Source organism: Rhizobium giardinii bv. giardinii H152, assembly GCF_000379605.1.
Taxonomy (GTDB): Bacteria; Pseudomonadota; Alphaproteobacteria; order Rhizobiales; family Rhizobiaceae; genus Pararhizobium; species Pararhizobium giardinii.
On sequence record NZ_KB902691.1, the window covers coordinates 375,723 to 402,575 of the forward strand.

The 26,853-nt window shown below is 61.3% G+C and carries 25 protein-coding genes and 1 pseudogene; 9 read left to right on the forward strand and 17 right to left on the reverse strand.

All coding sequences use genetic code 11. From position 1 onward, the window contains the following. Nucleotides 1-24: 24 nt before the first annotated feature. From A3AY_RS0123405 to A3AY_RS0123420, 4 genes are read right to left on the reverse strand one after another with little or no spacing between them, the layout of a single operon-like run. A complete protein-coding gene (locus A3AY_RS0123405; protein WP_018328120.1) occupies nt 25-789 on the reverse strand; it encodes an amino acid ABC transporter ATP-binding protein in 765 nt (254 codons plus the stop codon). Next, complete coding sequence (locus tag A3AY_RS0123410; RefSeq protein ID WP_018328121.1) at nt 786-1,541, reverse strand: amino acid ABC transporter permease; 756 nt, start codon at nt 1,539-1,541, stop codon at nt 786-788. The genes A3AY_RS0123405 and A3AY_RS0123410 overlap by 4 nt, the downstream gene beginning before the upstream one ends. Then, nucleotides 1,538-2,245, reverse strand: coding sequence for an amino acid ABC transporter permease (locus A3AY_RS0123415; RefSeq protein ID WP_018328122.1), 708 nt, complete (start codon nt 2,243-2,245; stop codon nt 1,538-1,540). The genes A3AY_RS0123410 and A3AY_RS0123415 overlap by 4 nt, the downstream gene beginning before the upstream one ends. Further along, nucleotides 2,242-3,021, reverse strand: a complete 780-nt coding sequence (locus tag A3AY_RS0123420; RefSeq protein ID WP_018328123.1) for an SDR family oxidoreductase — start codon at nt 3,019-3,021, stop codon at nt 2,242-2,244. The genes A3AY_RS0123415 and A3AY_RS0123420 overlap by 4 nt, the downstream gene beginning before the upstream one ends. A gap of 249 nt (nt 3,022-3,270) precedes the next feature. Between A3AY_RS0123420 and nac the strand changes: the two are divergent. Continuing rightward, nucleotides 3,271-4,168 (forward strand): annotated as a pseudogene (gene nac / locus A3AY_RS35895) (nitrogen assimilation transcriptional regulator NAC). A 10-nt stretch (nt 4,169-4,178) separates the two neighbouring features. Here the strand turns inward: nac and A3AY_RS0123430 are convergent. The 8 genes from A3AY_RS0123430 to A3AY_RS0123465 form a co-directional block, all read right to left on the reverse strand. Next, the gene (locus A3AY_RS0123430; RefSeq protein ID WP_018328125.1) at nt 4,179-5,381 is read right to left on the reverse strand and encodes a pyridoxal phosphate-dependent aminotransferase; all 1,203 of its coding nucleotides are present in this window, start codon (nt 5,379-5,381) and stop codon (nt 4,179-4,181) included. Nucleotides 5,382-5,430: 49 nt separating this feature from the next. Next, complete coding sequence (locus A3AY_RS0123435; RefSeq protein WP_018328126.1) at nt 5,431-6,198, reverse strand: 5-oxoprolinase subunit PxpA; 768 nt, start codon at nt 6,196-6,198, stop codon at nt 5,431-5,433. Nucleotides 6,199-6,223: 25 nt separating this feature from the next. After that, nucleotides 6,224-7,213: a 5-oxoprolinase subunit C family protein gene (locus A3AY_RS0123440; RefSeq protein WP_018328127.1), complete on the reverse strand. Its 990-nt coding sequence runs from the start codon at nt 7,211-7,213 to the stop codon at nt 6,224-6,226. Next, the gene (gene pxpB, locus A3AY_RS0123445; protein ID WP_051108402.1) at nt 7,210-7,929 is read right to left on the reverse strand and encodes a 5-oxoprolinase subunit PxpB; all 720 of its coding nucleotides are present in this window, start codon (nt 7,927-7,929) and stop codon (nt 7,210-7,212) included. Before pxpB ends, A3AY_RS0123440 begins: the two co-directional genes overlap by 4 nt. Nucleotides 7,930-7,937: 8 nt before the next feature. Further along, on the reverse strand, nt 7,938-8,366 hold the full coding sequence (locus A3AY_RS0123450; RefSeq protein WP_018328129.1) for an acetyl-CoA carboxylase biotin carboxyl carrier protein: 429 nt from the start codon (nt 8,364-8,366) through the stop codon (nt 7,938-7,940). Then, complete coding sequence (accC, locus tag A3AY_RS0123455) at nt 8,363-9,754, reverse strand: acetyl-CoA carboxylase biotin carboxylase subunit (protein WP_018328130.1); 1,392 nt, start codon at nt 9,752-9,754, stop codon at nt 8,363-8,365. The genes A3AY_RS0123450 and accC overlap by 4 nt, the downstream gene beginning before the upstream one ends. Next, a complete protein-coding gene (locus A3AY_RS0123460) occupies nt 9,751-10,176 on the reverse strand; it encodes an acetyl-CoA carboxylase biotin carboxyl carrier protein (RefSeq protein ID WP_018328131.1) in 426 nt (141 codons plus the stop codon). Before A3AY_RS0123460 ends, accC begins: the two co-directional genes overlap by 4 nt. Nucleotides 10,177-10,492: 316 nt before the next feature. Continuing rightward, nucleotides 10,493-11,167 carry a 4-carboxy-4-hydroxy-2-oxoadipate aldolase/oxaloacetate decarboxylase gene (locus tag A3AY_RS0123465; protein ID WP_018328132.1) on the reverse strand — a complete coding sequence of 225 codons (675 nt, stop codon included), beginning with the start codon at nt 11,165-11,167 and terminating at the stop codon, nt 10,493-10,495. A gap of 208 nt (nt 11,168-11,375) precedes the next feature. Between A3AY_RS0123465 and A3AY_RS0123470 the strand changes: the two genes are divergently transcribed. Then, nucleotides 11,376-12,314, forward strand: coding sequence for a LysR family transcriptional regulator (locus A3AY_RS0123470; RefSeq protein WP_018328133.1), 939 nt, complete (start codon nt 11,376-11,378; stop codon nt 12,312-12,314). A gap of 83 nt (nt 12,315-12,397) precedes the next feature. Here the strand turns inward: A3AY_RS0123470 and A3AY_RS0123475 are convergent, their stop codons facing one another. From A3AY_RS0123475 to A3AY_RS0123495, 5 genes are all read right to left on the reverse strand, one after another. Further along, nucleotides 12,398-13,180, reverse strand: coding sequence for a glucose 1-dehydrogenase (locus A3AY_RS0123475; protein ID WP_018328134.1), 783 nt, complete (start codon nt 13,178-13,180; stop codon nt 12,398-12,400). Nucleotides 13,181-13,383: 203 nt separating this feature from the next. Then, entirely contained in the window at nt 13,384-14,172 is a 789-nt protein-coding gene (locus A3AY_RS0123480) for an SDR family oxidoreductase (protein WP_018328135.1), read from the reverse strand. Between the two features lie 24 nt (nt 14,173-14,196). Then, a complete protein-coding gene (locus tag A3AY_RS0123485) occupies nt 14,197-15,675 on the reverse strand; it encodes a sugar ABC transporter ATP-binding protein (RefSeq protein ID WP_018328136.1) in 1,479 nt (492 codons plus the stop codon). Between the two features lie 22 nt (nt 15,676-15,697). Then, nucleotides 15,698-16,627, reverse strand: coding sequence for a sugar ABC transporter substrate-binding protein (locus tag A3AY_RS0123490; protein WP_026203747.1), 930 nt, complete (start codon nt 16,625-16,627; stop codon nt 15,698-15,700). Between the two features lie 113 nt (nt 16,628-16,740). Beyond that, the gene (locus tag A3AY_RS0123495; protein WP_018328138.1) at nt 16,741-17,721 is read right to left on the reverse strand and encodes an ABC transporter permease; all 981 of its coding nucleotides are present in this window, start codon (nt 17,719-17,721) and stop codon (nt 16,741-16,743) included. Nucleotides 17,722-17,946: 225 nt separating this feature from the next. Between A3AY_RS0123495 and A3AY_RS0123500 the strand changes: the two genes are divergently transcribed. The 7 genes from A3AY_RS0123500 (at nt 17,947) to A3AY_RS0123530 (ending at nt 26,824) form a co-directional block, all read left to right on the forward strand. Then, a complete protein-coding gene (locus A3AY_RS0123500) occupies nt 17,947-18,756 on the forward strand; it encodes a transketolase (protein WP_018328139.1) in 810 nt (269 codons plus the stop codon). Beyond that, nucleotides 18,756-19,712 (forward strand): transketolase family protein, encoded by a 957-nt coding sequence (locus A3AY_RS0123505; protein ID WP_018328140.1) that lies wholly within the window; start codon nt 18,756-18,758, stop codon nt 19,710-19,712. The genes A3AY_RS0123500 and A3AY_RS0123505 overlap by 1 nt, the downstream gene beginning before the upstream one ends. A gap of 69 nt (nt 19,713-19,781) precedes the next feature. Then, nucleotides 19,782-21,251 carry an FGGY family carbohydrate kinase gene (locus A3AY_RS0123510; protein WP_018328141.1) on the forward strand — a complete coding sequence of 490 codons (1,470 nt, stop codon included), beginning with the start codon at nt 19,782-19,784 and terminating at the stop codon, nt 21,249-21,251. Between the two features lie 21 nt (nt 21,252-21,272). Beyond that, the gene (locus tag A3AY_RS0123515) at nt 21,273-22,232 is read left to right on the forward strand and encodes a sugar-binding transcriptional regulator (protein WP_018328142.1); all 960 of its coding nucleotides are present in this window, start codon (nt 21,273-21,275) and stop codon (nt 22,230-22,232) included. Between the two features lie 18 nt (nt 22,233-22,250). Next, nucleotides 22,251-22,577, forward strand: coding sequence for a hypothetical protein (locus tag A3AY_RS39835; protein WP_018328143.1), 327 nt, complete (start codon nt 22,251-22,253; stop codon nt 22,575-22,577). Between the two features lie 751 nt (nt 22,578-23,328). Beyond that, nucleotides 23,329-24,765, forward strand: coding sequence for a glycoside hydrolase family 15 protein (locus A3AY_RS0123525; RefSeq protein ID WP_018328144.1), 1,437 nt, complete (start codon nt 23,329-23,331; stop codon nt 24,763-24,765). Nucleotides 24,766-24,952: 187 nt separating this feature from the next. Continuing rightward, nucleotides 24,953-26,824 (forward strand): GMC oxidoreductase, encoded by a 1,872-nt coding sequence (locus A3AY_RS0123530; protein WP_018328145.1) that lies wholly within the window; start codon nt 24,953-24,955, stop codon nt 26,822-26,824. Nucleotides 26,825-26,853: the final 29 nt, after the last annotated feature.

The window sequence follows — 26,853 nt, forward strand, 5'->3', positions numbered from 1 at the left end:
TCTCCTTTGGTTATTATTGAACGGTCAGTGCCGCAGATCAGCGAGAAAACGCTGAGCGCGGGGATGGCGGGGATGCTTGAAAAACTCTTCCGGCGTCGCGATCTCGAGGATCTGGCCGGCGTCGAGGAACCAGATCCGATCGGCGACATCGCGTGCGAAGCCCATCTCATGGGTCACGCACAGCATCGTCATGCCCTCGGCAGCCAGGCTCTTCATCACCGCCAGGACTTCCCCGACCATCTCCGGGTCAAGCGCGCTGGTCGGTTCGTCGAACAGCATGACCGGCGGCTCCATGGCCAGCGCACGGGCAATCGCCACGCGCTGCTGCTGGCCGCCGGACAGCTGGCCGGGATAGGCGTTGGCCTTGTCGGCCAGCCCGACCCGATCGAGAAGGAGCAGCGCCTTTTTATGGGCGACGTCCGGCGCGACACCCTTCACTCGGATTGGCGACATCGCGACGTTGTCGACGACGGAGAGATGCGGAAAAAGATTGAAACTCTGGAAAACGAAGCCGATCCGGCTGCGCATGCGGTTGAGCTCGCGCGTCTTCATCGGCGCGTGGATGTCTCGCCCGTCGAAGGAGATCGATCCGCTGTTGATCTCCTCGAGCCGATTGATCGTGCGGATCAGCGTCGATTTCCCCGAACCCGAAGGTCCGCAGATGACCACCACCTCGCCGCGGGTAACCTCGGCATTGATCTCTTTCAGGACCGGAAAATCGCCATATCGCTTGGAGACCTTCGAGATGCGGATCGCGTGCAAATCCTGCTGCAATTCTGGTGTGCTCATGACTGCTCCGATACGATTTTGGCGGGCGCGATCACCGCTGCGAGCCGAACGCCCAGGCCGGCGCGCCTGCGGGTGATCCGGCGCTCGAGACGATGGGCGACATAGGTCAGGCTCCAGCAGATCGCGTAATAGACGAGCGCCAGGATGAGAAAGACCTGGAACGGCTGGGTGAGCAGCTGGTTGTTGACCTGGCTCGCGGCGAAGGTGAGGTCCGGCACGTTGATCACATAGCCGAGCGTCGTGTCCTTGATCGTCGAGACGAAGGTCGACAGGATGCTCGGGATCATGTTGTAGAGTGCCTGGGGCAGGATGATGTAGCGCATCGTGCCCAGATAGCTGTGGCCGAGCGCCCGTCCGGCATCCATCTGGCCGTTGCCGAGCGCCACGATGCCGGCGCGCACCACCTCGCTCAGGAACGCGCCCTGATAGACGACCAGCGTTGTCAGCATCGTAATGAAGCTCGGCACATCGGCGCCGGTCAACAAGGGCACCAGGAAGTAGCTCCAGAGGATGAGCATCAGCAGCGGCACGCCGCGGGTGACGTAGACCAGCACCGTGACCGGCCAGCGGAGGATCGGCCACTTGGACAGGCGGGCCAATGCCAGGACAATACTGATGGGGAATGCCAGGGCAATGCTCAAAGCCGACAGGATCAGCGTGTTGGCAAGCCCGCCCAGCGGACCGTTCGGATACTGCCCGATCAGCAGCAGAAGCCAGTAGTCGTGAATGATGACAAGGATATCGCTGATCATGCCCGTGCCCTCCAGGCGGGATCGGCGCGCATCGTCACATAGGCGCCACCGGCCATGATGATCAGCGAGAAGAACAGGTAGAGCACGGTTCCGACCAGGTAGATCTCAAAGGTCTGGAAGCTGAGATTCTCGATTTCCTTGACGGCATGGGTGAGCTCGGACGCACCGATCACCACGCCCAGACTGCTGTTCTTGAAAAGCGAGACGCTGTGGTTGATCAGCGGCGGCAAGGCATTGCGCACCCCTTGCGGTATCAGGACGAAGCGCATCGCTGACAGGTAGCCGTGACCGAGCGCGCGGGCGGCTTCCATCTGGCCCGGGCCGACCGAGCGAAGACCCGAGCGCAGATCCTCGCTGAAATACGCGGCCTGGCAAAGCCCAAGCCCGATGACCGCGAATATCGCCTCGGCATTGTGGCCGGCGAGCCAATAGGTCAGCCAGTCCGGCATCAGCGTGAAGATGCCGAAGTACCACAGCATCAGTTGGACGAGCGTCGGGACGTTGCGGTGGTAGGAGACGTAGCCCGCCACAAACCAATCGCCGAAGCGACCGGGTGAGAAGCGGATAGCAAGCAGCAGGATGGCCAGCGTCATCGCCAGGAGCCAGGAACCGATCGCGATGACGAAGGTCATCTCGATGCCGTGCAGCAGCATTGCCACATAGTCCGGATTGGTCAGGATCGCTGAGAGATTGAACCCGGTCACGGCTTTGATCCTTGCGAGGAAGCCGCCGGGCGCGGCGTTGCCGGCTTGGCCGTCTGCAGACCGCCCATCACCTGCAGGGTCGGCGTGATCTCCATGTGGCCGATGTTGACGGCAATGGGTGCGGCGATGGCGAAGGCGATGGCGTCGGCGATATCGGCCGCTTGTGGCAGCTCGAAACCGTCGATGAAGCGTTCGCGTATCGAGGGATCGTCACCGTGGACGTGCGCGAAGATGTCGGTCGCCACCCGGCCCGGGCAGATTTCCGTCACACGCACCCTCTTTCCGAAGGCATCGAGGCGCAGCTGGTTGGACAGCATGCTGACCGCCGCCTTCGTGGCGTGATAGGAGGAATTTCCGCCGAAGTTATAGGCGCCCGCGATCGAGGAAATGTTGATCACATGGCCATTGTCGCGCGCGACCATCCCCGGAACGACCATGCGGCAGAGATGCAGGACGGCGCGCAGGTTGACGTCGACAAGAAGGTCGATGTCGCCTTCGTCGGCTTCCAGGAACTTCTTCGGACGATCGACGCCGGCATTGTTGACAAGGATGTCGAACTCGATCTGGGCCGTCAGTTCGGCCAGCGCGGCGCGGTCGGTCACGTCGATCGCATGTGCAATGCAGCCGGTCTTCTCAGCGAGCTTCTGCAGCGGCTCGGCGCTGCGGGCAAGCGCATGGACCTCGATATTTTCACGGCGGAGCCGCTCGACAACAGCTGCGCCAATCCCCGAAGAGGCGCCCGTCACCAACGCTGTCCTGTAATCGGAAAATGACATTTCTGTTCCTCATCTGCTTTTTTTGGGACTTTAGTGGAACTTCGAAGCGCTGCCTAAGACCGATTATCTCTGGAGCAATAAGCAAGCCTTATGATGCCGCGGGGCGAGGCAGGCGCCGGACTGTCAAAGCCGCGCGACGCGTTTCCTCGGCTTGGGTAAGGGCATGAAATTTCTGGGATTCCAAGATTTGCAAAAGCCCGGCCGGGCTGTACGATGCGCTCAACAAAGATCGGATCCTGTTGCATCACGATGGATATCAGACGGCTCAAATCCTTTATCGTCATTGTCGACACCGGCAGCATCACGCGCGCTGCGGATATACTGCATGTCGCTCAGCCGGCGCTCAGCCAGCAACTCGCCGCACTCGAGGAGCACTTCGGGCAAAAGCTTCTGATCCGCAGCCAGCAGGGCGTCAGCATGACCGATGCCGGACATGCCGTGTATCGCCACGCGCAGATCATCCTGCGGCAGATGGAGCAGGCCCAGGCCGATGCCTCTGCGGCCGGAAACTCGCTCGCCGGACGCGTGTCGGTCGGACTCGTACCCTTCAGCAGCGCGGCGACGCTCTCCGTCGACCTGCTGGCGGAGACGCGCAAGCGCCATCCCGGCATTCTCCTGCATCTGACCGAAAGCGTCGGCCAGACCTACAGCCAGATGATCATGACCGGGCGTCTGGAGATGGCACTGATCCATGGTGCGGGACCGATCAAGGGCGCTCAGCGAGGAGTTCTTTCTGGTCGCGCATCCGGATTTCGCGATCGGGGCCGACGACGCGCCGGTCTCCGTCACGTCGCTCGAAGGTCTTCCGTTGCTCATGCCGCCCGCCTACAACTTCGTGCGGCGTGCCGTCGACACCGCCTTCACGCGGTCGCGGACCAATCTGAAGGTGGTCGGCGAAGTGGAAATCGTCAGGACGCTGACACGGGCCGTCAGCAGCGGTCTCGGGGCGACGATCATGCCGAAGGCCATCGCCGACCGGATCGTAACGGAATCGAGCGAGCCGCTGATCTGCCGCCTGGTCTCGCCGCGGATCGAGGAGACGCTCTCGCTGTGCGTCTCCGACAATACGCCGCTCTCGGAACCGGCGACCGCGGTCAAGGACATCCTGATCGAACTGACCGCGCGGCTGAAGCCACCGCGCGGGTAACCGAGGAGGCTCAGCGCATCTCGGCGCAGAACTGGGCAGTCCGGGCGCAGGCTTCCGTCAATTTTTCCATGCTGGTGGCATAGGAGATGCGGAAGAACGGGCTCATGCCGTAGGCAGCGCCCTGCACCGTCGCCACGTGATGCTCGTTGACCAAGGCCATGACGAAATCGGTGTCGGTCGCGATCTTGTGCCCGCCCTTGCTGGTCTTGCCGATCAATCCGGAGATATTCGGGAAAATGTAGAAGGCGCCCTCCGGCTTGTGGCATCTCAGTCCGTCGATCTCGGCGAGTTGCGAAAGAACGAAATCCCGCCGCTGCTTGTAGATGGCGGCCCGTTCCCTGAGCAGGTCCTGCGGCCCGTCAAGGACAGCGGCTGCCGCCGCCTGCACGACGGTTGCCGTACCGCCGCCGTTCTGGCCGTTGACGTTGCTGATGGCGGAAATCAGGTCCTTCGGGCCGCCGCAGAAGCCGAGCCGCCAACCCGTCATGGCATAGGCTTTGGACGCGCCGTTGACGGTCAGCACCCGATCGTAGAGTTTCGGCTCGACCTCGGCGATCGTGCAAAATTCGAAATCGTCATAGATCAGGTGCTCGTACATGTCGTCGGTCATGATCCACACATGCGGGTGGCGCAGCATGACGTCGGCGATCGCCTTCATCTCGGCGCGCGAGCAGGCGGCACCGGTCGGATTGTTCGGGAAGTTGAGGAACAGCCACTTCGTCCGGGGCGTGATCGCGGCTTCCAGATCCTCGGCGCGCAGCTTGAAGCCGGCCTGCTGCGGGCAGGCGACCGGCACGGGCACGGCGCCTGCGAATTTGACGATGTCCGCATAGCTGATCCAGGACGGCGCAGGGATCACTACCTCGTCGCCGGGGTTGCAGGTCGCAAGCATGGCATTGAAGATCACTTGCTTGCCACCGCCGCAGACGACGATCTGGCTCACATCATAGTCGAGATTGTTGTCGCGCTTGAACTTGCGGGCGATAGCGGCTTTCAGGGCCGGCGTACCGTCCATCGACGGATATTTCGTGTCGCCGGCAAGCGCTGCCGCATGTGCCGCCTCGATCGCGTGGGACGGCGTGGCGAAATCGGGCTCGCCAGCGGAAAGGCTGATGACCTTGATGCCCTGCGCGGCAAGGTCCCTGGCACGCTGCGTCATGGCGGCGGAAGCGGAAATGGAAACATTCTTGAGGCGGTCGGCAATTACTGGCATCGGAGTTGCTTTCGATGATGTGAGAATGAAAACTGGGCAGGCCCTGCGGCTACCCGACGATCTCGGCCGCCGGCGCAATGGTTGCGCCCGTGGCTTCGATCTCGCTGCGGACGATCCGCGCGAGTTCCAGCGAGCCCGGCGTATCGCTGTGAACGAGAACGGATCGGGCAGGCACGGCAAGGGTCGCGCCCTCGATGGTCGTGACTGTGCCGGTCTTGAGGAACTGGCGGACACGGGCGCGAAGCGCTTCCTCTTCCTTGACGACAGCCCCGGGGAGGCCGCGTGCAACGAGCTTGCCGTCGGCGTCATAGGCCCGGTCGGCAAGGAAGAGGAGCAGGGTTTTCAGGCCCGCGCGGGCTGCGGCATGCGCGATCGTGCTGTCGGGCATGGCAAAAACGATGAGGTTCGGATCGACTGCGCGGATCGCATCCATCATCAGATCGGCCAGAGCGGGGTCGCGGTTGACCATGTTGCCCATGGCCGCGTGAAAGCTGATATGGGCGACAGGCACGCGCTCCGCCTTTGCGATCGCCGTCAGGGCTCCCAGTTGGTAGAGCATCTGCTGGCGTAGTTCGTCGGCGGAGAAAGGCAATTCGCGGCGGCCGAAGCCGATTCTGTCCGGCAATCCCGGATGAGCGCCGACACCGACGCCGTTCGCCTTGGCGAGGCGAACCATGCGCGCCATCGTCTCCGGATCACCGGCATGGAAACCGCAGGCGATGTTGGCCGAGGAGACGACCGTCATCAGCGCCTCGTCGTCACAGAGCCGATAAGGCCCAAAGCCCTCGCCCATGTCCGAATTTACGTCGATTTTCATCGGTTCTTCCTTTCCGGACGGTCGTTTATCGCCCTGCAATGGTCTTTAGCGCACGGGCGACCATCTGCGAGGTATTGCGAACATCCTCCACATAGTCAGCGAGCGCCCGATCAAGTGTCCGCGCCTCGGCATGCGAGGAGCGGACGAAGCGCAGACGGCTGCCGATACGCGCCTGGCCGAGACGCCAGAGATCGGCTTCGACGACGCCGGCGATCTTCGGATATCCGCCTGCGGTGTTGGCGTCGCTCATCTGCACTATGGGTTCGCCGCCCGGTGGCACCTGCACGACGCCCGGAACGATCCCGTAGGAGCGCATCTCCACCGACGCCGGAGCCCGCACCGGCTCGCCCGAAAGGCGATAGCCGGTCCGGTCGCTCTGCGAGGAGATTTTCCAGCTCTGGCTCCAGAAGCGTTCGGCATCGGCACCAAATAGGTCGTGTTCGCCCGCCGGCAGCGCCCGGATGAGCAAGGTACCGTCCGGCGCGTTGGGGAAGAATGCGGCCAGCGCCTTTGCCGGGGGCACGGCCCCCAGCCCATCGACCGGCAGGGTGCCTGCGGGCTCGCCAAGGCGAAGCGTATCGTCCTTTTTCAGGAAACGCCCGTCGATACCGCCGAAAGCGCCCCGCAGAGAGGTGCTGCGCGAACCCATGACGGGCGGGACGTCAACCCCTCCGCCGAAAGCGATATAGGCGCGCGCCGATGGAGACGGTCGCAGTTCGAGACATTGCCCGGCACCGGCCGTCTGCATCCACCAGGGTGGCAGGGCGACGCCGTCGAGCGTTGCGTCGCCGCCGCCGGTCACGGCAAAGACCGTGGCCTCGCGAAAGCGCAGGCGGAACGGAAAGGTCTGGACTTCGATCGCGGCATCGCCTTCGTCATTTCCGACCAGCAGATTGGCGATCTTCAGCGCCAGCGGATCCATTGCGCCGCTCGCCGTGACGCCGATGTTTCGATAGCCCGGCCGGCCGAGGTCCTGGATCGTGTTGAAAGGTCCGGCGTCGACAATCTCGATCACAGCTCGATCCTTTCCGGCAGGAAGCGCACAGTGTCGCCCGGCGCCATGATCGCCGGTACGTCCGCGGTGGGATCGAACATCTGGAGATCGGCGAAACCGATAGAGTTCCAGCCGTTCGGACCGGTGAGGACCGCGACGCCCGTTTGCATGCCGCCGATGGTGACGCAGCCACTGGCCATATTCAGCGACGGCACCGTCTTGCGCGGCATGTGGATGCGTGGATCGAGGCCGTGCAGATAACCGAAACCGGGGGCGCTCCCCAAAGCAAAGACAGTATAGGTCCCCTCGTAGTGGAGGCGGACGACCTCGCGGGCGCTCAGTCCCGAACGATTGCAGAGTTCTGCTAGATCGATGGCATGCTCGCCGCCGTAATGGACACCGATCTCGATGGTCTTGCCCCGGATGTCGATACTCTCGGCCCGTTCCCAGGCGTCGAGAAGCCGCGCCGTGACCGCGTCCGGATCCTCGGGCGTCGTCTTGAAGATCGCCAGGAGATTGGTCATTCCTGGCACGATCTCGCCAAGGTCGTCCCAATGGCGCAGCGCGCGCGCAAGCGCCCAGATACGCCGCTGCGCGGGGAGGTCGAAGTCGCCGGGCGCTTCGAGCAGAAATGCCCGGGCACCGATCGTCGAAATATGCGCCTGGCGCCGGTACGCCGGTGTACTCGGCGGCTTTTTCGCAAGGGTGTCCGCCGAGCGGTCTACTGGCTGAGGCATGGACGAGGTCATGGGCGTAGCTCGATTTCAAAGAGGGGATCGCCGTAGCCGACGACGGCGCCATCCTTGGCAACGCGGCCCGTGAGCATGCCTGGCCGTGATGCCTTGACCGGCAGGAGAACAGAGCCGACCCGGATGAAGCCCAAGGTCTCGCCGGCCCCGACCTCTCGCGGAGGCTCCGACGATGGAGCGGGGGAGTCGGGATGGTTCGCGTCGAAGATCCCTGCCATTGGCGCCGTAACCGCCTCCAGCTGCGTGGCACCCGGGCTCGTCTGCAATGTCTGGACGAGCGGCGCCGCACCGGGAGCGTCGCGCTCGACGACGATCCGCACCTTGCGCGCGGGCTGCTCGATTTCGATGCCGTCGACGCCGGCGGCCTGCAGGGCAGCGGCGAGAAAGGCGATCGTCGCCGGATCGCTGAAGTCCACCGCGCTCATGATGCACTCCGCCGTTTCAGCCATTTCTCGAGGTAGTGGATATCCGTCCCGCCGGCCGCAAAGCCGTCGTCGTCGAAAAGTGCGCGCAACAGCGGAAGATTGGTCGAAATGCCCTCGATCTCGGTTTCCGCAAGTGCCGTCCGCATGGCGGCGATCGCCTCGGCCCGCGTCGGCGCATGCACGATCAGCTTGCCGATAAGAGAATCGTAATAGGGTGGAACCTTGTAGCCGGCGTGCACATGGGTATCGACGCGAATGCCGGGTCCCGACGGCAGCTTCAACGCGGTAATCGTGCCGGCGGATGCCAGGAAGGTGTCCGGGTCTTCGGCATTGATCCGGCATTCGAAGGCATGGCCGTCGATCTTGACGTCGCTCTGCGCGATGTCGAGCGCAATGCCCTGCGCGGCTTTGATTTGCGCCTGGACGATGTCGATGCCGCTCGTCATTTCCGTCACCGGATGTTCGACCTGCAGCCGCGTGTTCATCTCGATGAAATAGAAACTACCGTCCTCATAGAGGAATTCGAAGGTGCCGACGCCGCGATAGCCGATCTGCCGGCAGGCCTTGAGGCAGGCTTCCGCGACCGGCCCGATGATATCGTAGGCGATGCCGGGCGCCGGCGCCTCTTCGATCACCTTCTGGTGGCGCCGCTGCATCGAACAGTCGCGATGGCCAAGCCAAATCGCGTTCCCGTGCACATCGCAGAGCACCTGGATTTCGATGTGGCGCGGGTACTCAAGAAATTTTTCCATGTAGAGAGCCGGTGTTCCGAAAGCCTGGCGCGCCTCCTCCCGGGTAAGCGCAACAGACTCATGCAGCGCGCCGGCATCGAGCACCACGCGCATGCCGCGCCCGCCGCCGCCACCCGCGGCCTTGACGATGACCGGATAGCCGATCTCAGAAGCAATCGCCTCGATCGCAGCTCGATCATCGGGAAGGGCCGAATCGGGCCCTGGAACGCAGGGAACGCCGGCCGCGATCATCGCGCTCTTGGCGGCAATCTTGTCGCCCATGGTCGCTATCGCCTGGGCCGTCGGGCCGATGAAGACCATTCCCGCCTTTTCGACCGCTTCCGAGAATGCCGCGTTCTCGGACAGGAATCCGTAACCGGGGTGGACCGCCCCTGCCCCGGTGGTGCGGGCGGCGAGAAGAATCGCATCGCTGTTCAGATAGCTTTTTCCGGCGCTGGCCGGGCCGATGCACAGGAAGGTGTCGGCGAGCGTGCCGTAGCTTGCCTGCCGGTCCGCCTGTGAACAAACGACGACCGTCTTCAGACCGAGATCCCTGCAGGCCCTGAGGATCCGCAGCGCGATTTCCCCACGATTGGCGATCAGCACCGTATCGAAGCGGCAATCCTTACCGGCCCTGTCCTTTTGTCCCTCCGTCATGCGGCGATCTCCGCCAGAAGGTCGCCAGCCTCGACCTCGCTGCCGTCGATGGCGGCAAGGCGGGCGATCCGGCCGGCGCGGGGGGCGGCGATGGGGTTGAAGACTTTCATGGCCTCGATGATGAACAGGGTCTGGCCAGCCTCGACCACGTCGCCCAAAGTGACGAAGGCTTTCTCTCCGGGCGCCGGCGCCACATGCAGCACTCCGAAGATCGGGGCAAGGATGGCGGCTGTCGTCTCGGTCGGCGCTGTGGCGGGTGACGCGGTGGACTCGGCTGCCGGCGCATCCAGGCGCGGCGCGCTTTCGTGCGAGCAACGTGTCCGGAAGATCCGCACCGTCGTGTCTTTTTCGGTGACCGCAAGCTCGGTGATGTTGGACCGGCCGACGAAGTCGATCAACGTCCTTATTTTTGAAAGATCCATGCGTCACCCATACTCAAGGCTGCCCTCATTCCGCTGGCAAGACCAGCGTCAGGTCTGCATCCTGAGTACATCAGTGCCGGCGCGATGGGGTCAGACGAAGTTTTGATGGAGCGGGTTTTCACGAGCGGTTTCCGCCCTGGCCGGCGCCACGGCAAAGAGCCGCGATCGCCGCGGCTGCCGGTTTTTCCCAGGCGTCATGGGCGGGAACAGGCTGAAGCGCTGTCTGCGGTGCACGCCTTGGAAAGGTCGAAATGCTGACGAATTCTGGCCTCGCAGGCGATGTTTTCTCGGCATGAATCGCCTGCGAGGTCGTCGGTCAGAGGTCGATCTTGAAGCCCTTGGCCTTGAGAACCGGTTCAAGATTGCTGACTTCGATCACCGACTTGCCGGCCTTGTAGGCGGCAATGTAGCCGGCTTCGGCATCCTCGCGGGCCTGGGCGAGCTTCGCAACGTCCTGCGCCTCGTTCCGGCGGACGACGACCAGGCCATCCGCATCGCCGACGATGATGTCGCCCGGATGGATCAGTTCGCCTCCGACGATGATTGGATCGTTGACGGCCGTCAGAGTTTCCTTGACCGTTCCCTTGATGCAGACACTCAGCGAAAAGACCGGGAAGCCTAGTTCTCGAAGCTGCAAGGTGTCGCGAACGCCGGTGTCGGTGACAAGCCCGCCGATGCCCTTGGCCAGGCAAGCATTGGCCAGGACGTCGCCGAACGAACCGGCCTCCTCATATTCGCCTGCGGAGACCACGATGATATCGCCGGGATTGGCGTAGTTGATGGCAAGCTGCAGCATGATGTTGTCGCGCGGCGCGCACTTGACCGTGAAGGCCGGTCCGCACAGCTTCATTCGGTAATCAACCGGTTTGATGCGAGAGGACAATGCACCGCGCCGCCCCTGCGCTTCATGGAGCGTCGCTGGCGAGAAAGGCGCAATCGCGTCTATGTCGGCTTTGGCCGGGCGCTCAGGAATTGGCTTGATATGAATCATGTCGGTCCTCGGTCATTTTAAGATGATTGCGGCGAACGAGAAGGCGCGTCCTTTGAGACGAAACAGTCCGGGCGTGCTTCGAAAGTCGCTTCGCCACGGCGCATCCTCCCCTTCCCAACCTGTTTTAAGCGAGGGGAGACTATTCAAACAAATATATATCGGAGATATTAGCTATATCGGTTCAGTATATGTCCCTTTGGGAATCCGTATGGCCCTCGACCTGTTGAAGATGCGCTACTTCGCCAAGATTGCCGAACTGGGTTCGTTTACGCGTGCCTCCAGCGAACTGGGCGTTGCGCAGCCCGCGCTCAGCCTGCATATCCGTGCGCTCGAAGAGCAACTGGGGGTCCAGCTGCTTACCCGTACGCCGCGGGGGGTGGTCGCCACCGAAGCAGGAGTGACGCTGCTGTCGCATGCGCAGGCCATCCTGCGCGCGCTCGATCAGGCAGAAGCAGCGACGAAAGAACAGGCGAAATATCCGACAGGCGACGTCTCGCTCGGGATTCTGAGCTCGATTTGCCCGATACTCTCGATCCCTGTGATCGAGGAATGCGCTCGACGCTTCCCGAAAATCCGCCTGACGGTCAGCGAGGGCGACAGCCAGACGCTTCGCACGGCGGTGGATACGCGTGTCCACGATTTGGCCGTTACGCTGGACAATGTCGCCAAGCCGGCATCCGCGCCGCTCTTCGACGAAAGGCTCTACGTCGTCGGGCCTTCCGGGCACTTCGCGCCCGATGCCGCGTTGACGGTCGAGGAAGCGTTGGGCCTGCCACTGATCCTGCCCACTCGCCGGCACGGGATCCGCATTCTCCTTGAGCGGCAAGCCCTGATATTCGGACGAGACCTCAATATCGTGCGCGAAATCGAAGGCGTGGCGAGCACCAAGGCGGCAATCCGTGCCGGTCTCGGCCTGACGATCCTCGGGCGCGGCGCAGTGCACACCGATGAGGAAAGCAGAACCTTGACCGCCGCCGCCCTGACGCATCCCGACCTTGCGCGTCGCTTCGTCCTCGACATGCCGGTTAATCATCCACCCACGCGGGCGGTGATCGAGGTGCGCAAGATATTGCTTTCCGTCGTCGGAAAGCTGGGCGCGGCGGGACACTGGACCTGCCGGCCGCCGAACCTTTCGGAAGTGACATAGGCGCCGATGCACCATCGTTGGCGCGGTTGGAGGCGGACAACGGCATTGGCGATCCAGCGACGCCCGCCATCTTGGTCAGGCGATCAGGACATGATCAGGCCGCCGTCGACATTGATCGTCTGCCCGGTAATGTAGGCCGCATCGTCGCTGGCAAGGAACGCAACCAGTCCTGCGACATCCTCACCCGATCCGGGCCGCTTCATCGGGATGCCTTGCACCCACTCCTTCATCAGTTCGCCAGGACCGTAGTTTCCAAGCAGCTTGCCCCACGCCTGGTCATTGTAGGCCCACATGTCGGTCTCGATGATACCGGGACAGAAGGCATTGACGGTGATGCTCTCGGTCGCGACTTCCTTTGCGAGGCTCTGCGTTATTCCGACGACCCCCATCTTGGACGCGGCATAATGCGGAGTGTAGATAAAGCCGTCCCGGGCCTGGCCCGACGCGGTGTTTATTATGCGACCGCCACGGCGATGTTTGCGCATGCGCGAGATCGCCTCCTGCGCGCATAGAAAAACACCCTTCGTATTGACCGCCATGACCCTGTCCCAGTCTGCCTCCGCCAGATCCTCGATCCGCGAAATGGTAATAATGCCCGCGTTCTGGATGGAAACATCCACGGAACCGAAGGTGCTCTCGGCGGCATTGAACAGGGCGACGACGCTCGCTTTGTCGGTAACATCGCCGACGAAGGCTGTTGCACGACCGCCGCTGCTCGTGATGTCTTCAGCGACCGCATGCACGGATTCTTCGTTCGCGGACAAAAGCAGGTTGGCCCCTTCCCGGGCGAAGCGCCTCGCAATGGCTGCACCGATGCCTCGGCTTGCGCCGGTGATGACGACAGTCTTGTTTTCGAAGCGATGCATTCACGTCTCCTTTTCATTTCCGCATGCGTGCGCGGACCCTCCCGACGCATCGATCGCGCTTGGGTTCTTGCCTCAGGGGCGCAGCGCGACGATCGTGACGAAGTCGGATGCCTCGCGGGGGCGGCCGCCAACAAGCCCATCTCGCTTGCTCCACATCTCTTGGAAAGGGTCGCATCCAAGGCGGCGTCACCTCGGCGTTCTCCTCACCAGCAGCAGAATCCGCCGTCAACCAGAAGGTCGACACCCGTCACGAAACTCGCAGCGTCCGAGAGCAGGAAGACCGCGGGACCAACCATTTCATTGACGGTTGCCATGCGCTGCATAGGTGTCTGCTCTTCGAAAAGCTTCGTCTGGTGAACCATCTCCGGTCGGGTGTTCATCGGCGTGGCGGTATAACCCGGCGAAATCGTATTGACCCGGATTCCGCGATCCACCCATTCCATCGCCATGGATTTCGACATGTGGATCACGCCCGCCTTGGAAGCGTTGTAGTGGCACTGGCTGAGGCCACGATTGACGATAACGCCCGACATGGATGCGATATTGACGATAGAGCCCTTGCCGCGCTTGAGCATGGAGCGCACCTCGGCCTGACATGACAGGAAGACACCCTTCAGGTTGATGTCCATCAGCGTCTGGTACTGCTCTTCTTCCATTTCCTCGGCGGGATTGGCATTCGCGATCCCGGCCGCATTCACGGCAAGGGAAAGATGGCCGAGCTCGCTTTCAGTCCGCTCAATAGCGTCCGCCAGCGACGCCTTGCTGGTGACGTCGGCGGCGATCTGGATGGATCGGCGCCCGGCCTGGCGAATGAACTCCGCCGTGTGCGACAGACCGTCGTCGTTCCGGCGGTCAAGCAAGGCAACGTCGGCGCCGCACTGCGCAAGGCCGATCGCGATACGCTGTCCAATACCGCTGCCGGCGCCTGTCACGAAGGCGATCTGGCCAGAAAGATCGAAAAGCTTGGGCGCGTTGAGAGTGATGTCCGGCATCGCTCTTCCTTTCTCGTTTCGTTTTCAGATTGTAGCCAATTCCATGACCGAGACATCATTCGCCTGCTCGCGATCCAGGATGCCAGCCTGCTTGCCCTGCGCAAGGACGAGTATCCGGTTCGAAACACCGAGCACCTCTTCCAGATCGGAACTGACGACGATGACCGCGACTCCCTTTTTCGCGAGGCCGACGATGATATCGTAGATGCCGGCTCGAGCGCCGACGTCGATGCCTCGGGTCGGCTCATCGAGCACGACAACCTTCGGATCGCGCATGAGCCACTTGGCGATCACGATCTTCTGCTGGTTTCCGCCCGAGAGGTCCGATGCCAGCTGCTCGCCGCGTCCCTTGATACCAAAGGTCGAGATGGCTTTCCTGGCGAGGTCGCGTTTCATGGACGGAGTAATCCACCGCCCGCCGAAGCGATCGAGGTTGGCATAGACAAGGTTTTCGCCGATGCGATGACTGACGACCAGGCCTTGAAGCTTTCGGTCTTCGGGGACCATGACAATGCCCTTCGCAATGGCATCGGCCGGGCTGCGGAGCGTCAGCCCCTCTCCGTTGAGGCGCACCGTGCCGGACCTGACCGGATCGGCACCGGCGATTGCACGGACCAATTCCGTACGACCGGCTCCCACGAGCCCTGCAATGCCGAGAATCTCGCCAGCCCGAACCTCGAAGGTGACATCGCGAAACGTGCCATCTGCAGCCGTCAGCCCGTCGACCTCCAGCACGGGCTGCTGCCGAGGAACCGGCAATGCCGGGAACAATCTGTCGAGCGGCCGTCCAACCATGCTTTCGACGATCGTGCGAACTGGTGTCGCGCTGTCTGCGAATTCCTGGACGCGCTCGCCATCCCGCAGGACGACGACGCGGTCCGTGATCTGTTTGATTTCCTCCATCCGGTGCGAGATGTAAATGATCCCGACACCCTCGGAACGCAGCTTTCGAACCTGCTCGAAAAGCGCCTCGGTTTCCGCGCCACCGAGTGCGGCGGTAGGTTCGTCGAGGATCAACAGCTTCGCGTCGAGCGCCAGGGCCTTGGCAATCTCGATGAGCTGCTGGTTGGCGGTCGATAGTCCCGCAACCTTTCGCGTCGCGGGAACATGCAGGTTCAAGCGAGAGAGCTGCTCCTGCGCTCGTTTGATCATTTCTGCGCGATCGACAACGCCGTTCTTCATTGGCCAGCGCCCGATGAAGACGTTTTCCGCGATCGTCAATTCCGGCAGCAGTTGAAGCTCCTGATGGATGAGGACAACGCCCTTGTCGATCGCCTCGCGCGGGGAGGCAGGGGCATAAGGCTGCCCCTGCCATGTCATGGTGCCTTCGGAAGGGGTGCGGGATCCGGCAATGATACCCGACAAGGTGGACTTGCCGGCACCGTTCTCGCCAAGCAACGCGACGACCTCTCCGGGATAAACGTCGAGGCTAACGTTCTTAAGCACCTCCAGCGGGCCATAGCGCTTGGAGATACCCCTGAGTGAGAGAACCGGATCAGTCATGGCGCCGCTCCTTTCGCTAACCTTACGGATGGTTGGCGATGAACCCGTCTACGTTGTCCTTGGTGGTAAGCGTCGCATCCATCAACTGTACAGGCTCGACCTTCTCGCCAGCGACGATCTTGACTGCCATATCGACGGCCGTGCGGCCCATCTTCTGGGTCTGCTGCGTCGCGGTCACATCGAAGACCCCATCCTTGAGAGCTTCGAGAGCCGCGGTGTCGCCATCGAAGCCGCCAACGACGATCTTCTGCGACGGGTTGCCGACCTTGATCGCCTGGGCGGCACCCAATGCGAGGCCGTCGGCCTGGGCAAAGACAATGGAGACATCCGGGTTTGCCTGGAGCATGTTCTGCATGATCTGGAAGCCCTCATCCTGGCTCCACATGTTGGACCACTGTTCGGCGACGACCTTGACGCCGGGATTGGCATTCACAGCGTCCATGCAGCCCTTCGTGCGATCGACTTCCGGCGTCGTGCCCTTCTGGCCATGGATGATGACCATATTGCCCTTGCCGCCGGCCTTCTCGATGATGTGCTTGCAAACGGCATTGGCCGAAGCAACCGAGTCCGTTGCGAGGAAGGTGTCGCCCGGGGCACCGTCGGCGTTACGGTCGACGTTGATGACCGGGACATCCGATTGATGAGCAAGCTTTACCGGGACGGAAGCAGCCGCGGCACCCGCCGGGATGTAGATGAGCGCGTCAATGTCCTGCGTGAGAAGATCCTGGATCTGGTTCACCTGCGTCGGGCCGTCACCCTTGGCATCAACGGTGATGACTTCAATTCCGCGAGTCTTGGCTTCGGCCTCGACGGCTTGCTTGATCTGGTTGAAGAAGTTTGCCTGAAGGTTTGCTACGGCCAGGCCGAGCTTTTTGACTTCCTGAGCCTGCGCCGAACCGAAAGAGAGGGCCAGGGCGGCAGCCGAGGTCAGAAGAATGCGGGAAATTTTCATAAGTTCCTCCATATTTAACCTGCCCTCGGTTACGTCCTCCGTCCTCGGGCTTCACATCCCCTCCATTTGCTGAAGAGGAATTCTTCTCTAGCCGGCCCAATGCGCGGCCAACCTCATGCTTTCTTTCGGCGGAGCGTCTCGGCGCCAACGGCAAGGACGATGACGACACCAATGATGACCTGCTGCAGAAAGGGTGAGACGTTGAGCAGATTCAGGCCGTTGCGCAGAACGCCGATGATGAGCACGCCGATGAGCGTTCCGCCAATGCCTCCAGCGCCGCCGGAAAGCGAGGTGCCGCCGATCACGACCGCTGCGATCGTATCGAGTTCGTAGCCAAAACCGCTCGAAGGCTGAACGGCATCAAGGCGTGCCGCGAGCACGATCCCGGCCAGGCCCGCCAGCACGGCACACAGGACATACACGCCGATCGTCACAAGGCCGACATTGATGCCGGCAAGCCGGGCCACCTCGGGATTTCCACCCACCGCGTAGAGCATCCGGCCTTCGGAACGGTATTTCAGGAAAAGCCAGGCAAGGACGACGATGGCCAGCATCAGGAAAACGGTTGCGGTCAAGACACCGAAATGACGGTCGATCGCAAGCATCGTGAACCAATCGGGAAAGCCGACGATCTGCTGGCCATCGGTGATCATATTGGCAACACCGCGCGCCACCGACATCATCGCAAGCGTGGCGATGAACGCCGGAACGCGCAAGCGCGTCACCAACACCCCGACAATCAAGCCGCTCACTGCAGAGACCAGAAGAGCCAGGGGGATGGCGACTGCCATTGGCAGGCCCGCGATATTGCCGAGCCACCCCATGATCATCATCGACAAGGCGAGAACCGAGCCGACCGACAGGTCGATGCCCCCGATGAGAATGACGAAGGTCATGCCCACCGACATGACCCCGAGAACGGTGATCTGATCGAGAATATTCAACGCGTTGCGAACGGAAAGGAATCTATCGGTCGCGACACTCAGGAAGACGCTGAGCATCAGCAATCCAATCAGCGGACCTGTGGCTCCACTCAGCCATCCGAGCAAATTCCTGGACTGCCGACCCTGTTCATTGACGTCTAGTGCGGACATTTTCCCTCCCACCCGTACGCTTTCTTCAGGTCGATTTACTTTAATGCGCATATTTATTCACTATCGCTCGAAAATGCATTAGCAACTCCTATACGGCGTGTCAATAGAGACGTCATGGCTCTGGGGTCCCATCGCGGTCCCGAAAAAACGACCGAATGGGCTTGACTAGGCCTCACTTTGTGCAAATATATCTATATATGAATATTTATTCTACAGGGAAGCATCATGCAAACGAAGGAACTCGAGCGCGTCGCGCGTCAAATACGTCGGCGCGATCTGCAAGCGGTCTATGACGCTGGTGCCGGTCACATTGGCGGCGAGATGTCGGCCATCGATATCCTCGCGGCTCTCTATTTCCGTGTGTTGAAAGTGTATCCCGACGAGCCGAGGCGTGCGGATCGTGATCGGTTCATCCTGTCGAAGGGACACACCGCCTGTGCGCTGTACATCACGTTGGCGAAGCGCGGGTTTTTTCCTGAAGAGGAGATTTCAACGTTCCTGCAGCCGCATTCGCGGCTGAACGGCCATCCTAACTGCAACAAGGTGCCGGGCGTTGAAACGAACACGGGGCCCTTGGGCCACGGTCTTCCCGTTGCCGTGGGCATTGCAACCGCTGGCAAGCTCACCTCGGCCGACTACCATACCTACGTCATGACCGGCGACGGCGAAATGCAAGAAGGATCAAACTGGGAAGCCATCATGGCCGCCTCGCAATTCGGCCTTGGCAATCTCACCCTGATCATCGATCACAACCGCTTCCAGCAGGGCGCAGCGCTGGCCGACACCAATGATGTCGCGCCGCTGCGACCGAAGCTTGAAGCCTTCGGTTGGGATGTCACTGAGATCAACGGCAATGAGATGGCGGAAATTGTTCCCGCCCTCGAACATCGCGGCTCGCGACCCCATTGCATCGTCGCCCACACCAACAAGGGCCACGGCATCTCGTTCATGCAGGACCGTGTCGACTGGCACCACAAGGTGCCCAACAGGGAACAGTACGAACAGGCGGTCGCAGAACTGTCGGAGGCACTTTAATGGATGCGCCCAACATGAATGCCAACCTCTATGACTGCCGCGATGCCTTTGCCGCAACGCTCGAGACGCTGGCCGCCGGCGAACAGACGATCGTCGCGGTCTGCAACGACTCGGTTGGCTCATCCAAACTTGGCGGGTTCAAAGCGAAATTTCCCGGGCGTCTCGTCAATGTCGGCATTGCCGAGCAAAACATGGTCGGCGTCGGTGCCGGGCTTGCCAATGGCGGGCGAATTCCCTTCGTCTGCGGGGCGTCGTGCTTCCTGACCGGCCGTGCCCTGGAGCAGATCAAGGCCGATATTTCCTACTCGAACGCGAATGTTAAGCTCATCGGTATTTCGTCCGGCATGGCCTATGGCGAGCTTGGTCCGACGCATCATTCGATCGAGGACTTTGCCTGGACGCGCGTTCTGCCGAACCTGCCGGTCATTGCTCCTTGTGATCGCAGCGAAACCGCGGCCGCCGTCAGGTGGGCCGCCAGCTATGCCGGTCCGTGCTTCCTTCGGCTGTCGCGCGTGGGCGTACCGGATCTTCTACCGGAGGATCACACCTTCGAACTCGGCCGGGCAAACCTGCTCCGTGACGGTACCGACGTGACCCTGATCGCAAATGGCACGCTGACCCATCGCATGGTAAAGGCCGCCGAAATCCTTGCAAAACAAGGCGTCAATGCGAGAGTTCTCAACATGGCGACGGTTCGTCCGATCGACGAGAAGGCGATCATAGCCGCCGCCATGGAAACAGGTGCGATCGTCACGGCCGAAGAGCATTCGATTTATGGCGGGCTTGGCTCGGCCGTCGCCGAGGTGGTGGTGGAAAACGCACCCGTCCCGATGAAGCGTTTGGGCGTTCCTGGAATATATGCCCCCACGGGCTCGGCCGAATTCCTTCTGGACGAACTTGGCATGGCCCCTAGTGCTATAGCCGAAGCGGCTTTGGCCTTGATCAAGCGGAAGTGACCGCAGCACGCCAGTCGCTGTCACCGGGGCGTCCGTTGAACACCCCGGTCGATTTGGAGGAGACAATTCATGCGTGCCATCCTGGCGATCGATCAGGGAACGACCAACTCCAAGGCGATCCTCGTGTCCGAAGCCGGCGCGTTGATTTCGCGCGGCTCTGCCCCGGTCGGAATAAGATACCCTCGACCAGGCTGGGTTGAGCAGGACCCCAATCGGATATGGCAGTCCGTTTGCGAGGCTGTAGGCACGTGCATCGACGCCGCACCTCGGGTTACGATCGAAGCGGTGGCGATTTCCAATCAACGGGAATCCGTGACGATCTGGGACGGCAGGACGGGGGAAGCGCTGGGACCTGTCGTCAGTTGGCAATGCCGCCGCACCGCCCCGGACTGCGCGGCGCTGATCGACCGTGGGCACTCGCAACGGATCCAGGAACTGACCGGCCTTCCTGTCGACCCGATGTTTCCAGGCTCGAAAGTGAAATGGCTGCTGGAGCGAGCCCCAAAGGGGCGATCGGTTCGCATCGGTACCGTTGACAGCTGGCTGATCCATCGCTTGTCCAGCGGCAAGCAGCACGTGTGCGATGCTTCCAACGCCGCGCGCAGCCAGCTCTTCGACCTCAAGTCACAACGGTGGAGCGACGAGCTTTGCGCGCTGTTTGGCGTCAGCATGGACGTGCTGCCGGAAGTACTGGACAGTTCAGGGCAGTTTGGAACGACGACCGGCGCGCTTCCTGGCGTGCCGGACGGCACACCCATCGGCGCTGCGATCGGTGACAGCCATGCAGCGCTCTTTGGCCATGGTGCTTACAAGGCAGGGGATGGCAAGGTGACGTTCGGGACGGGTTCGTCCGTGATGGCCACACTCCCCCGCTTTATCGCCCCTGACAACGGGATCACGACGACTGTTGCCTGGCGCATAGCAGGCACCCCGACCTTTGCCTTCGAAGGCAATATCCTTGTCTCTGCGGCCAGCCTGCCATGGATGGCCGAGGTGCTTGGACTGCCCGACGTCGGCGCTCTGGTTGAGCTGGCTGCAACGGCCGAACCCGGCGGCCCCGGCTTCGTGCCGGCGTTTGTCGGCCTCGGTGCCCCCCACTGGAATTCGGATGCGCGCGCACTGTTCTCGCAGATCAGCTTCAACACCACCCGGGCGCAGATGGCGAGAGCGGTCACGGACTCCATCGCACTTCAGGTTCATGACGTCTTTTCCGCAATGCAGCGCCAAACCGGCGGAACCATGGGATCCCTGTATGTCGATGGCGGCCCGAGCCAGAATACGTTCCTGATGCAGTGCGTGGCCGACCTCCTGGCGCACCCGATCATCCAATGTGCCGCCCCGGAGGCTTCCGCGCTCGGCGCGGCCTACCTTGCTGGATTGTCGTCGGGCATGTGGCCCGACCTTGAGACGGTTGCCCGCCTGCCCCGGCACAATACCGTAATACGACCGCAGGCGAGCGACAACGCCGAAAGGCTTAAAACGTGGAGTGATGCAATTGCACGCTCGACGTTCGAGCCACCGCCCGCTATTGGTGAATAAAAATTCACCGCTGGGGAGAACATGGGACGCATCAACGAACTTCGTCTGATTTCTCGCGTGGCGCAGATGTACCACCTCGAGCATAAGCGGCAGGCTGATATCGCCCAGCATCTGCGGCTGTCGCAGGCAACCGTGTCGCGCATGCTCAAGCGTGCCGAAGCCGAGGACATCGTTCGCACCAGCGTTATCCCGCCTGTCGGCACCTACACCGAGCTTGAGGGCGCTCTTCGCCAGCGCTTTAACCTGCCCGAAGCGATCGTCGTGGAATGTTCGGAGGATCGCGATGGGGCGATCATGGCGCGGATCGGCGAGGCTGCCGCGCACCTCCTCGAGGTCACACTGTCGCAAGGCGAAACCATAGGGGTTTCGAGCTGGAGCCAGACCATCTTCAAGATGGTGGAGAATATTCATCCGCAGAAGAGCGCACAGGCAAGATACATCGTACAAACGCTGGGCGGCATGGGGGATCCCTCCGTTCAGACACATGCGACGCAGCTCACAACGCGATTGGCACGGCTGACAGGTGCCGAGCCGAAGCTTTTGCCCGTTCAAGGCGTAACGAGCTCAAGGGAAGCCAAGCTTCTCATGATGGCCGATCCGTTCGTTCGCGAAACCATTGATTTATTTGGCGCCATCAGTCTCGCCATCGTTGGCATCGGTGCCGTCGAGCCGTCCGAGCTTCTGGCGCGCTCAGGCAATATTTTTTCCTCGCGCGAACTTGCCGATCTCGCCGATGCCGGAGCGGTCGGCGATATCTCGCTTCGTTTCTTTGACGGCAAGGGCAAAGCCGTGAAGACGCCGCTCGACGAACGCGTGATCGGAATTTCATTGGATGAACTCGCAAAGGTCGACCGGGTTATTGCCCTGGCCGGCGGCGAGAAGAAGACGGCCGCAATTGCCGGCGCCCTGCGCACTGGCGTGATTGACACCCTTGTCACCGACAAATTCACGGCTCAGCGCCTTGTCGAGCTTCCGCTCTGAACGGGCGAGCGAGATGTCATGCTTGCCAAAGGCCAGCACCCGGCCGGTGAGATCGAAAAGGCCGGCTCTTGCGCTTCCTGTACCGACATCGACGCCGACAAGATAGCGTTCGCCGCCTGCGAGGCGTGCGAAGGAAGTGTTGCTCATGATTTTGCCACCTGCATCAGGAATGGTTTGGCGCGCGGCGTCATGCCGTCCGCCCTTCTCGCCTCAGAGATCGACGCTGTTCGAAAGGATCGCCAGATCGCGAAGCCGGAAAGCATGTTCAAGGGCGTTCACGATGGAGGCGCTGGAGGATACCGCGCCGAGCGCGTGCCATGGCTATCCTCGGATTTGACAGTGTGACTGGCGGTTGATGAAAGCTCGTTATTTTTTCTTTAGATTGCAATTTGCCATTGCAGAATAGAAAAAATCGAGATAAACATATGACGGTATAAAATGCCTTCAACATAATAATCACGTCTTTCATGTAAATTAAGACTAGCTAAAATTCGTGAATGAAGACTATCAATTCAAACACCTGTGGCGCATCATCCCGATTTATGATCGAGTAGAACTATAATATACGAGACGATTCTGAGCATATAAGCCACCGTGACTATATCATTAAAATTATACTTAAATTTCGAACCTCCTGCCGCGAGAGATAACGTCGCGGCATAATGCAAGCGACGGTCTTGTTTAGACAATTGTGACGTCCTGGCTGGTGACGTTGTGTGCAGCATTGTCAGTGATACCCGCTCCGATTGCGCAGGAGAGATCGGGGTCTGGTTCCAGGATGCCACGGAAAAAACGAAAGGCGGGGTCATCCCGCACCGTCACCCGATCTGTGCCCGAACTTAACCATTGGCCGAGGGTTTCGTGGGGAGTCGTCAGCCGTAGGGAGGCTGCCCGCTATCGTCTCGATGGAACCCGGTATCGTCTCGATGGAAATGGTCGCGACCGGATGTCGTCGGTTTCATCTACCGCAAAGCCATCTGACGCAAAACGATAAATGCGCTCCTGGAAAGTATCAAAAGGCGCAGCGGCGCCCATTCGGCAGCACTATTTTTCCATCTGGTCGCCGGCACGTCCCAGCCGATTTTGGAGTGAGCCAATGACAGTCGCGTTTCTAAGCCCGCCGATGAACGTTGTCGACCCGGCCCATAGAGGCCCGGCTATCGGTGCCTCTGCGCCTGCAGTCACACCGGCGCCTGCCTTTGCGCAGACCGATCTGGTTGCATTGTCGCGCTATTTTTCGCTTCTGATGATGCGCAACATCACAAGCGATGGCTATGTCATCGAGGATCCGGCATCGCCCGGCGTCTTTTCGGTCCCGGGCTGCGTTATCGCCGCCCCCTCCTATCCAGTGAACACGCCGGGTGTCGACCAGGACTATGTTTTCAACTGGGTCCGCGATGGAGCTATCACGGCCATCGAAATCGCGCTCGCCGACTTGCCGCCCGTTCCGGGCGGGGGCGTGCCGAGCCTGATCGACTACGTGAACTTCGCCGCACTCTGTCAGGCGAATGCGAGGAATTCCACGACCGTCACACTTGGCCATGCCTGCTTCACCGTCACCGGCGAGGTTCGTCCGTGGTCTGAACAGAATGACGGGCCGGCCATTCAGTCGCTTGCGATCCTGACCTTGTTCGATCAATTGGATGGCGCCACGCAGACAATCGCCAGGCAATTGGTCGAGACCAACCTCTCTTATCTTCTCGAGGTTTACCAGGACAAGACCACGAATCTCTGGGAGGAATATGAGGGCTATTCCTTTTTCGCAAGAGCCGTGCAACTGCGCTTTTTCCGGGAAATTTCCCGAAACGTGATCGGTATTGCGGTGCCGGCCGGGGTGGCCGATGCCATCTCCTGGCTGGAAAGCGAGCTCGCCACCCACTGGAATGGCCAGCTCTATGTGAGCGTTCTGGATGCCGCAGTGCAGGCCGGCTACGACGCGAACATCGATATCGTCTCTTCGGTCTGCTATGGCGGGATCGAGCCGACCGATACCAAGCTTCTGGCAACGGCGGCCATCCTGCGGCGCCAGTGGGCCGATCCTTCGTCTTCGAGCTACTTCCCGATCAATGGCGCCGACGCGGCCAAAGGGCTCGGCCCCCTCTTGGGGCGCTATCCGGGCGACCATTACGATGGCGATGTTGCCGCTCCGGTGCTCGGCGGGCATCCCTGGGCTCTGTGCACCGCCAACTTCGCCGAGTTTCAATATCGGCTCGCCAATACCATCGAGGCCAGCGGCGCCATCCCTCTCGATCAGTTCTCCGAACCCTTCTTCGCGGAACTGGGGCTTGGCGCATCCAGCAGCGCCGCCGACGCGTCAGTTGCCTTGCGGGCTTCGTCTGACAGCATGCTGCGCGCCATCGTCTATCACAGCGATCACTATGAACTGAGCGAACAGTTCGATGGAACCACGGGCTATGAGAAGAGCGTCAGGAACCTGACCTGGAGCTACGCCGCCTTTCTCTCGGCAGTCAGAGCCCGTTCTGCTGCCGTCCCGGCCGCCACATCCAAGCCCGGGAATTCCCGCGGCCCGTGACGATCTCAGGCTTCTCGCTTGAAATCACGGTTGAGCCCGGAGCAATGGCAGGAGAGTTGCGAAACGGCCTTCCATCAAGAATTGCGTAAAAACAAGGAGATAGAGCATTTTCGTGGAGGAGAGACGGAAATGCTCTGGAGCGGCAGCAAAGCCTGATGCGACTTTCCGGGAATGATGGAGGATCCAAGTGCTTTTTCCCCTCGAATCGACGCTGAAAGCCGACGCCAAGACCGTCGCAGCGTCTGGCGAATACGATATCGTGATCGTCGGCAGCGGCATTTCCGGAGCAATCATTGCCAAGCAGGCTGCGGAAGCCGGCAAGCGTGTCCTTATGCTTGAGGCCGGAACCGGTGCCAATATCACTCTGGCCGGCTATGACGATCTGCTGACGACCTTCTATTCGGCAGTCTCCAAGGATAACCAGTCGCCATTTCCGCTGAATGCGAACGCGGCCATGCCCCGCAGCCCGCAGCTTCGCAAGCTGCAGGCGGGGGAAACCGACAGCTCGACCTATATCGTTCAATCCGGCCCTTATGTCAGCGATACGACCTATACCCGCATTTTCGGCGGAACGACCATGCACTGGGAGGCGAAAACGCCCCGCATGCTTCGCTCGGATTTCAAAACGCGCAGCATTTTCGGCCAAGGGCTGGACTGGCCGCTGAGCTTTGAGGAAATCGAGGAGGATTACCGCCTGGCCGAGCAGGAAATCGGCGTATCGGCGAATGTCGAAGACCAGCAATATCTGGGGCAGACCTTCCCCGGCGACTATGTCTTTCCGATGCGTGGCCTGCCGCTGTCCTATCTTGACCAGCAGGTCAACAAGGGCATCGAAGGCACCAGTGTCGAACTTTGCGGCAAGACCTATCCCCTGAAGGTCAGGCCCTATCCACAGGGGCGCAACAGCATACCGAACCCGGCCTATGATGGCGGGAAGGGTTACCGTCCAATCGGCGCGGTCGATACGCATCAGGTCGAAGAGGGCGGTCGCTGCCAGGGCAATACCAACTGCGTGCCGCTCTGTCCCGTGCAAGCCCGCTACCATTCCGGCAAAACGCTAGCCAAGGCGTTCGCGGTAAACGCGAAAGCGGGCGAGCGGCTTGTCGAACTGCTCTCGCAGGCGGTCGCATCGAAGGTCAACATCGATCCGGATAACGGCAAAGTCCGCTCTCTGGAGGTGAAGGTTTACAAGGACCCGGCCTCCCCTGCTCACGAAGCCATCACCGTGCGTGGCAAGGTCTTCGTGTTTGCGGCAGGCGCCATTGAAACGGCGCGTCTCATGCTGGCCTCCGGCCTGCGCAGTACCAGCGGCCTTGTCGGACGCAATCTGATGGACCATGCCTATCTGCTGAACTGGGCGCTGATGCCGCAAATCTGCGGCACGATGCGGGGAACCAGTTCGACGGGCGGTATCGTCGATCTGCGGGATGGCCCTTTCCGGGAAAGGCAGGCCGCCTTCGCCATCGATATCCACAATGATGGCTGGGGCTGGGCCACGGGCGCTCCGACCTCCGACCTTCTTGAACTGGTGGATGATCGCAACCTGCACGGGGCGGATCTTCGGCGCGGCGTGGTCGACCGGGTTTCGCGGCAGTTGCTGCTGGCATTCATGCTCGAAGTCATGCCCGACGAAAGCAACCGCATCACGGTGGATCCGCAATATACCGATGCCCTCGGCAATATGCGGCCGATCCTGTCCTTCACGGTTCCGGAATATACCATGAAGGGTGCCGCCTATGGCCGCCGGTTTGCGCGCACCGTCTTTGCGCGTCTGGGCGCGCAGGATCATACCCATTACGACCCCGGCGATTTCGGCTATGTCGCCTATGAGGGGCAAGGCTATGCGATCCGCGGCGGCAATCATCTGGCCGGCACTCATATCATGGGAACGACCAGGACCAATTCGGTGGTGGACAAGAACCAGCGCAGCTGGGACCACGAAAACCTATACCTCGTAGGCGGCGGCAGCATGCCGACGATCGGCACGGCCAATGTCACTTTGACGCTGGCCGCCATGTGCTTCCGAAGCAGCCGCGACATTCTGAAATATCTGCATTGAAGCAAGACCGACATCCGGTGCGTGGAACG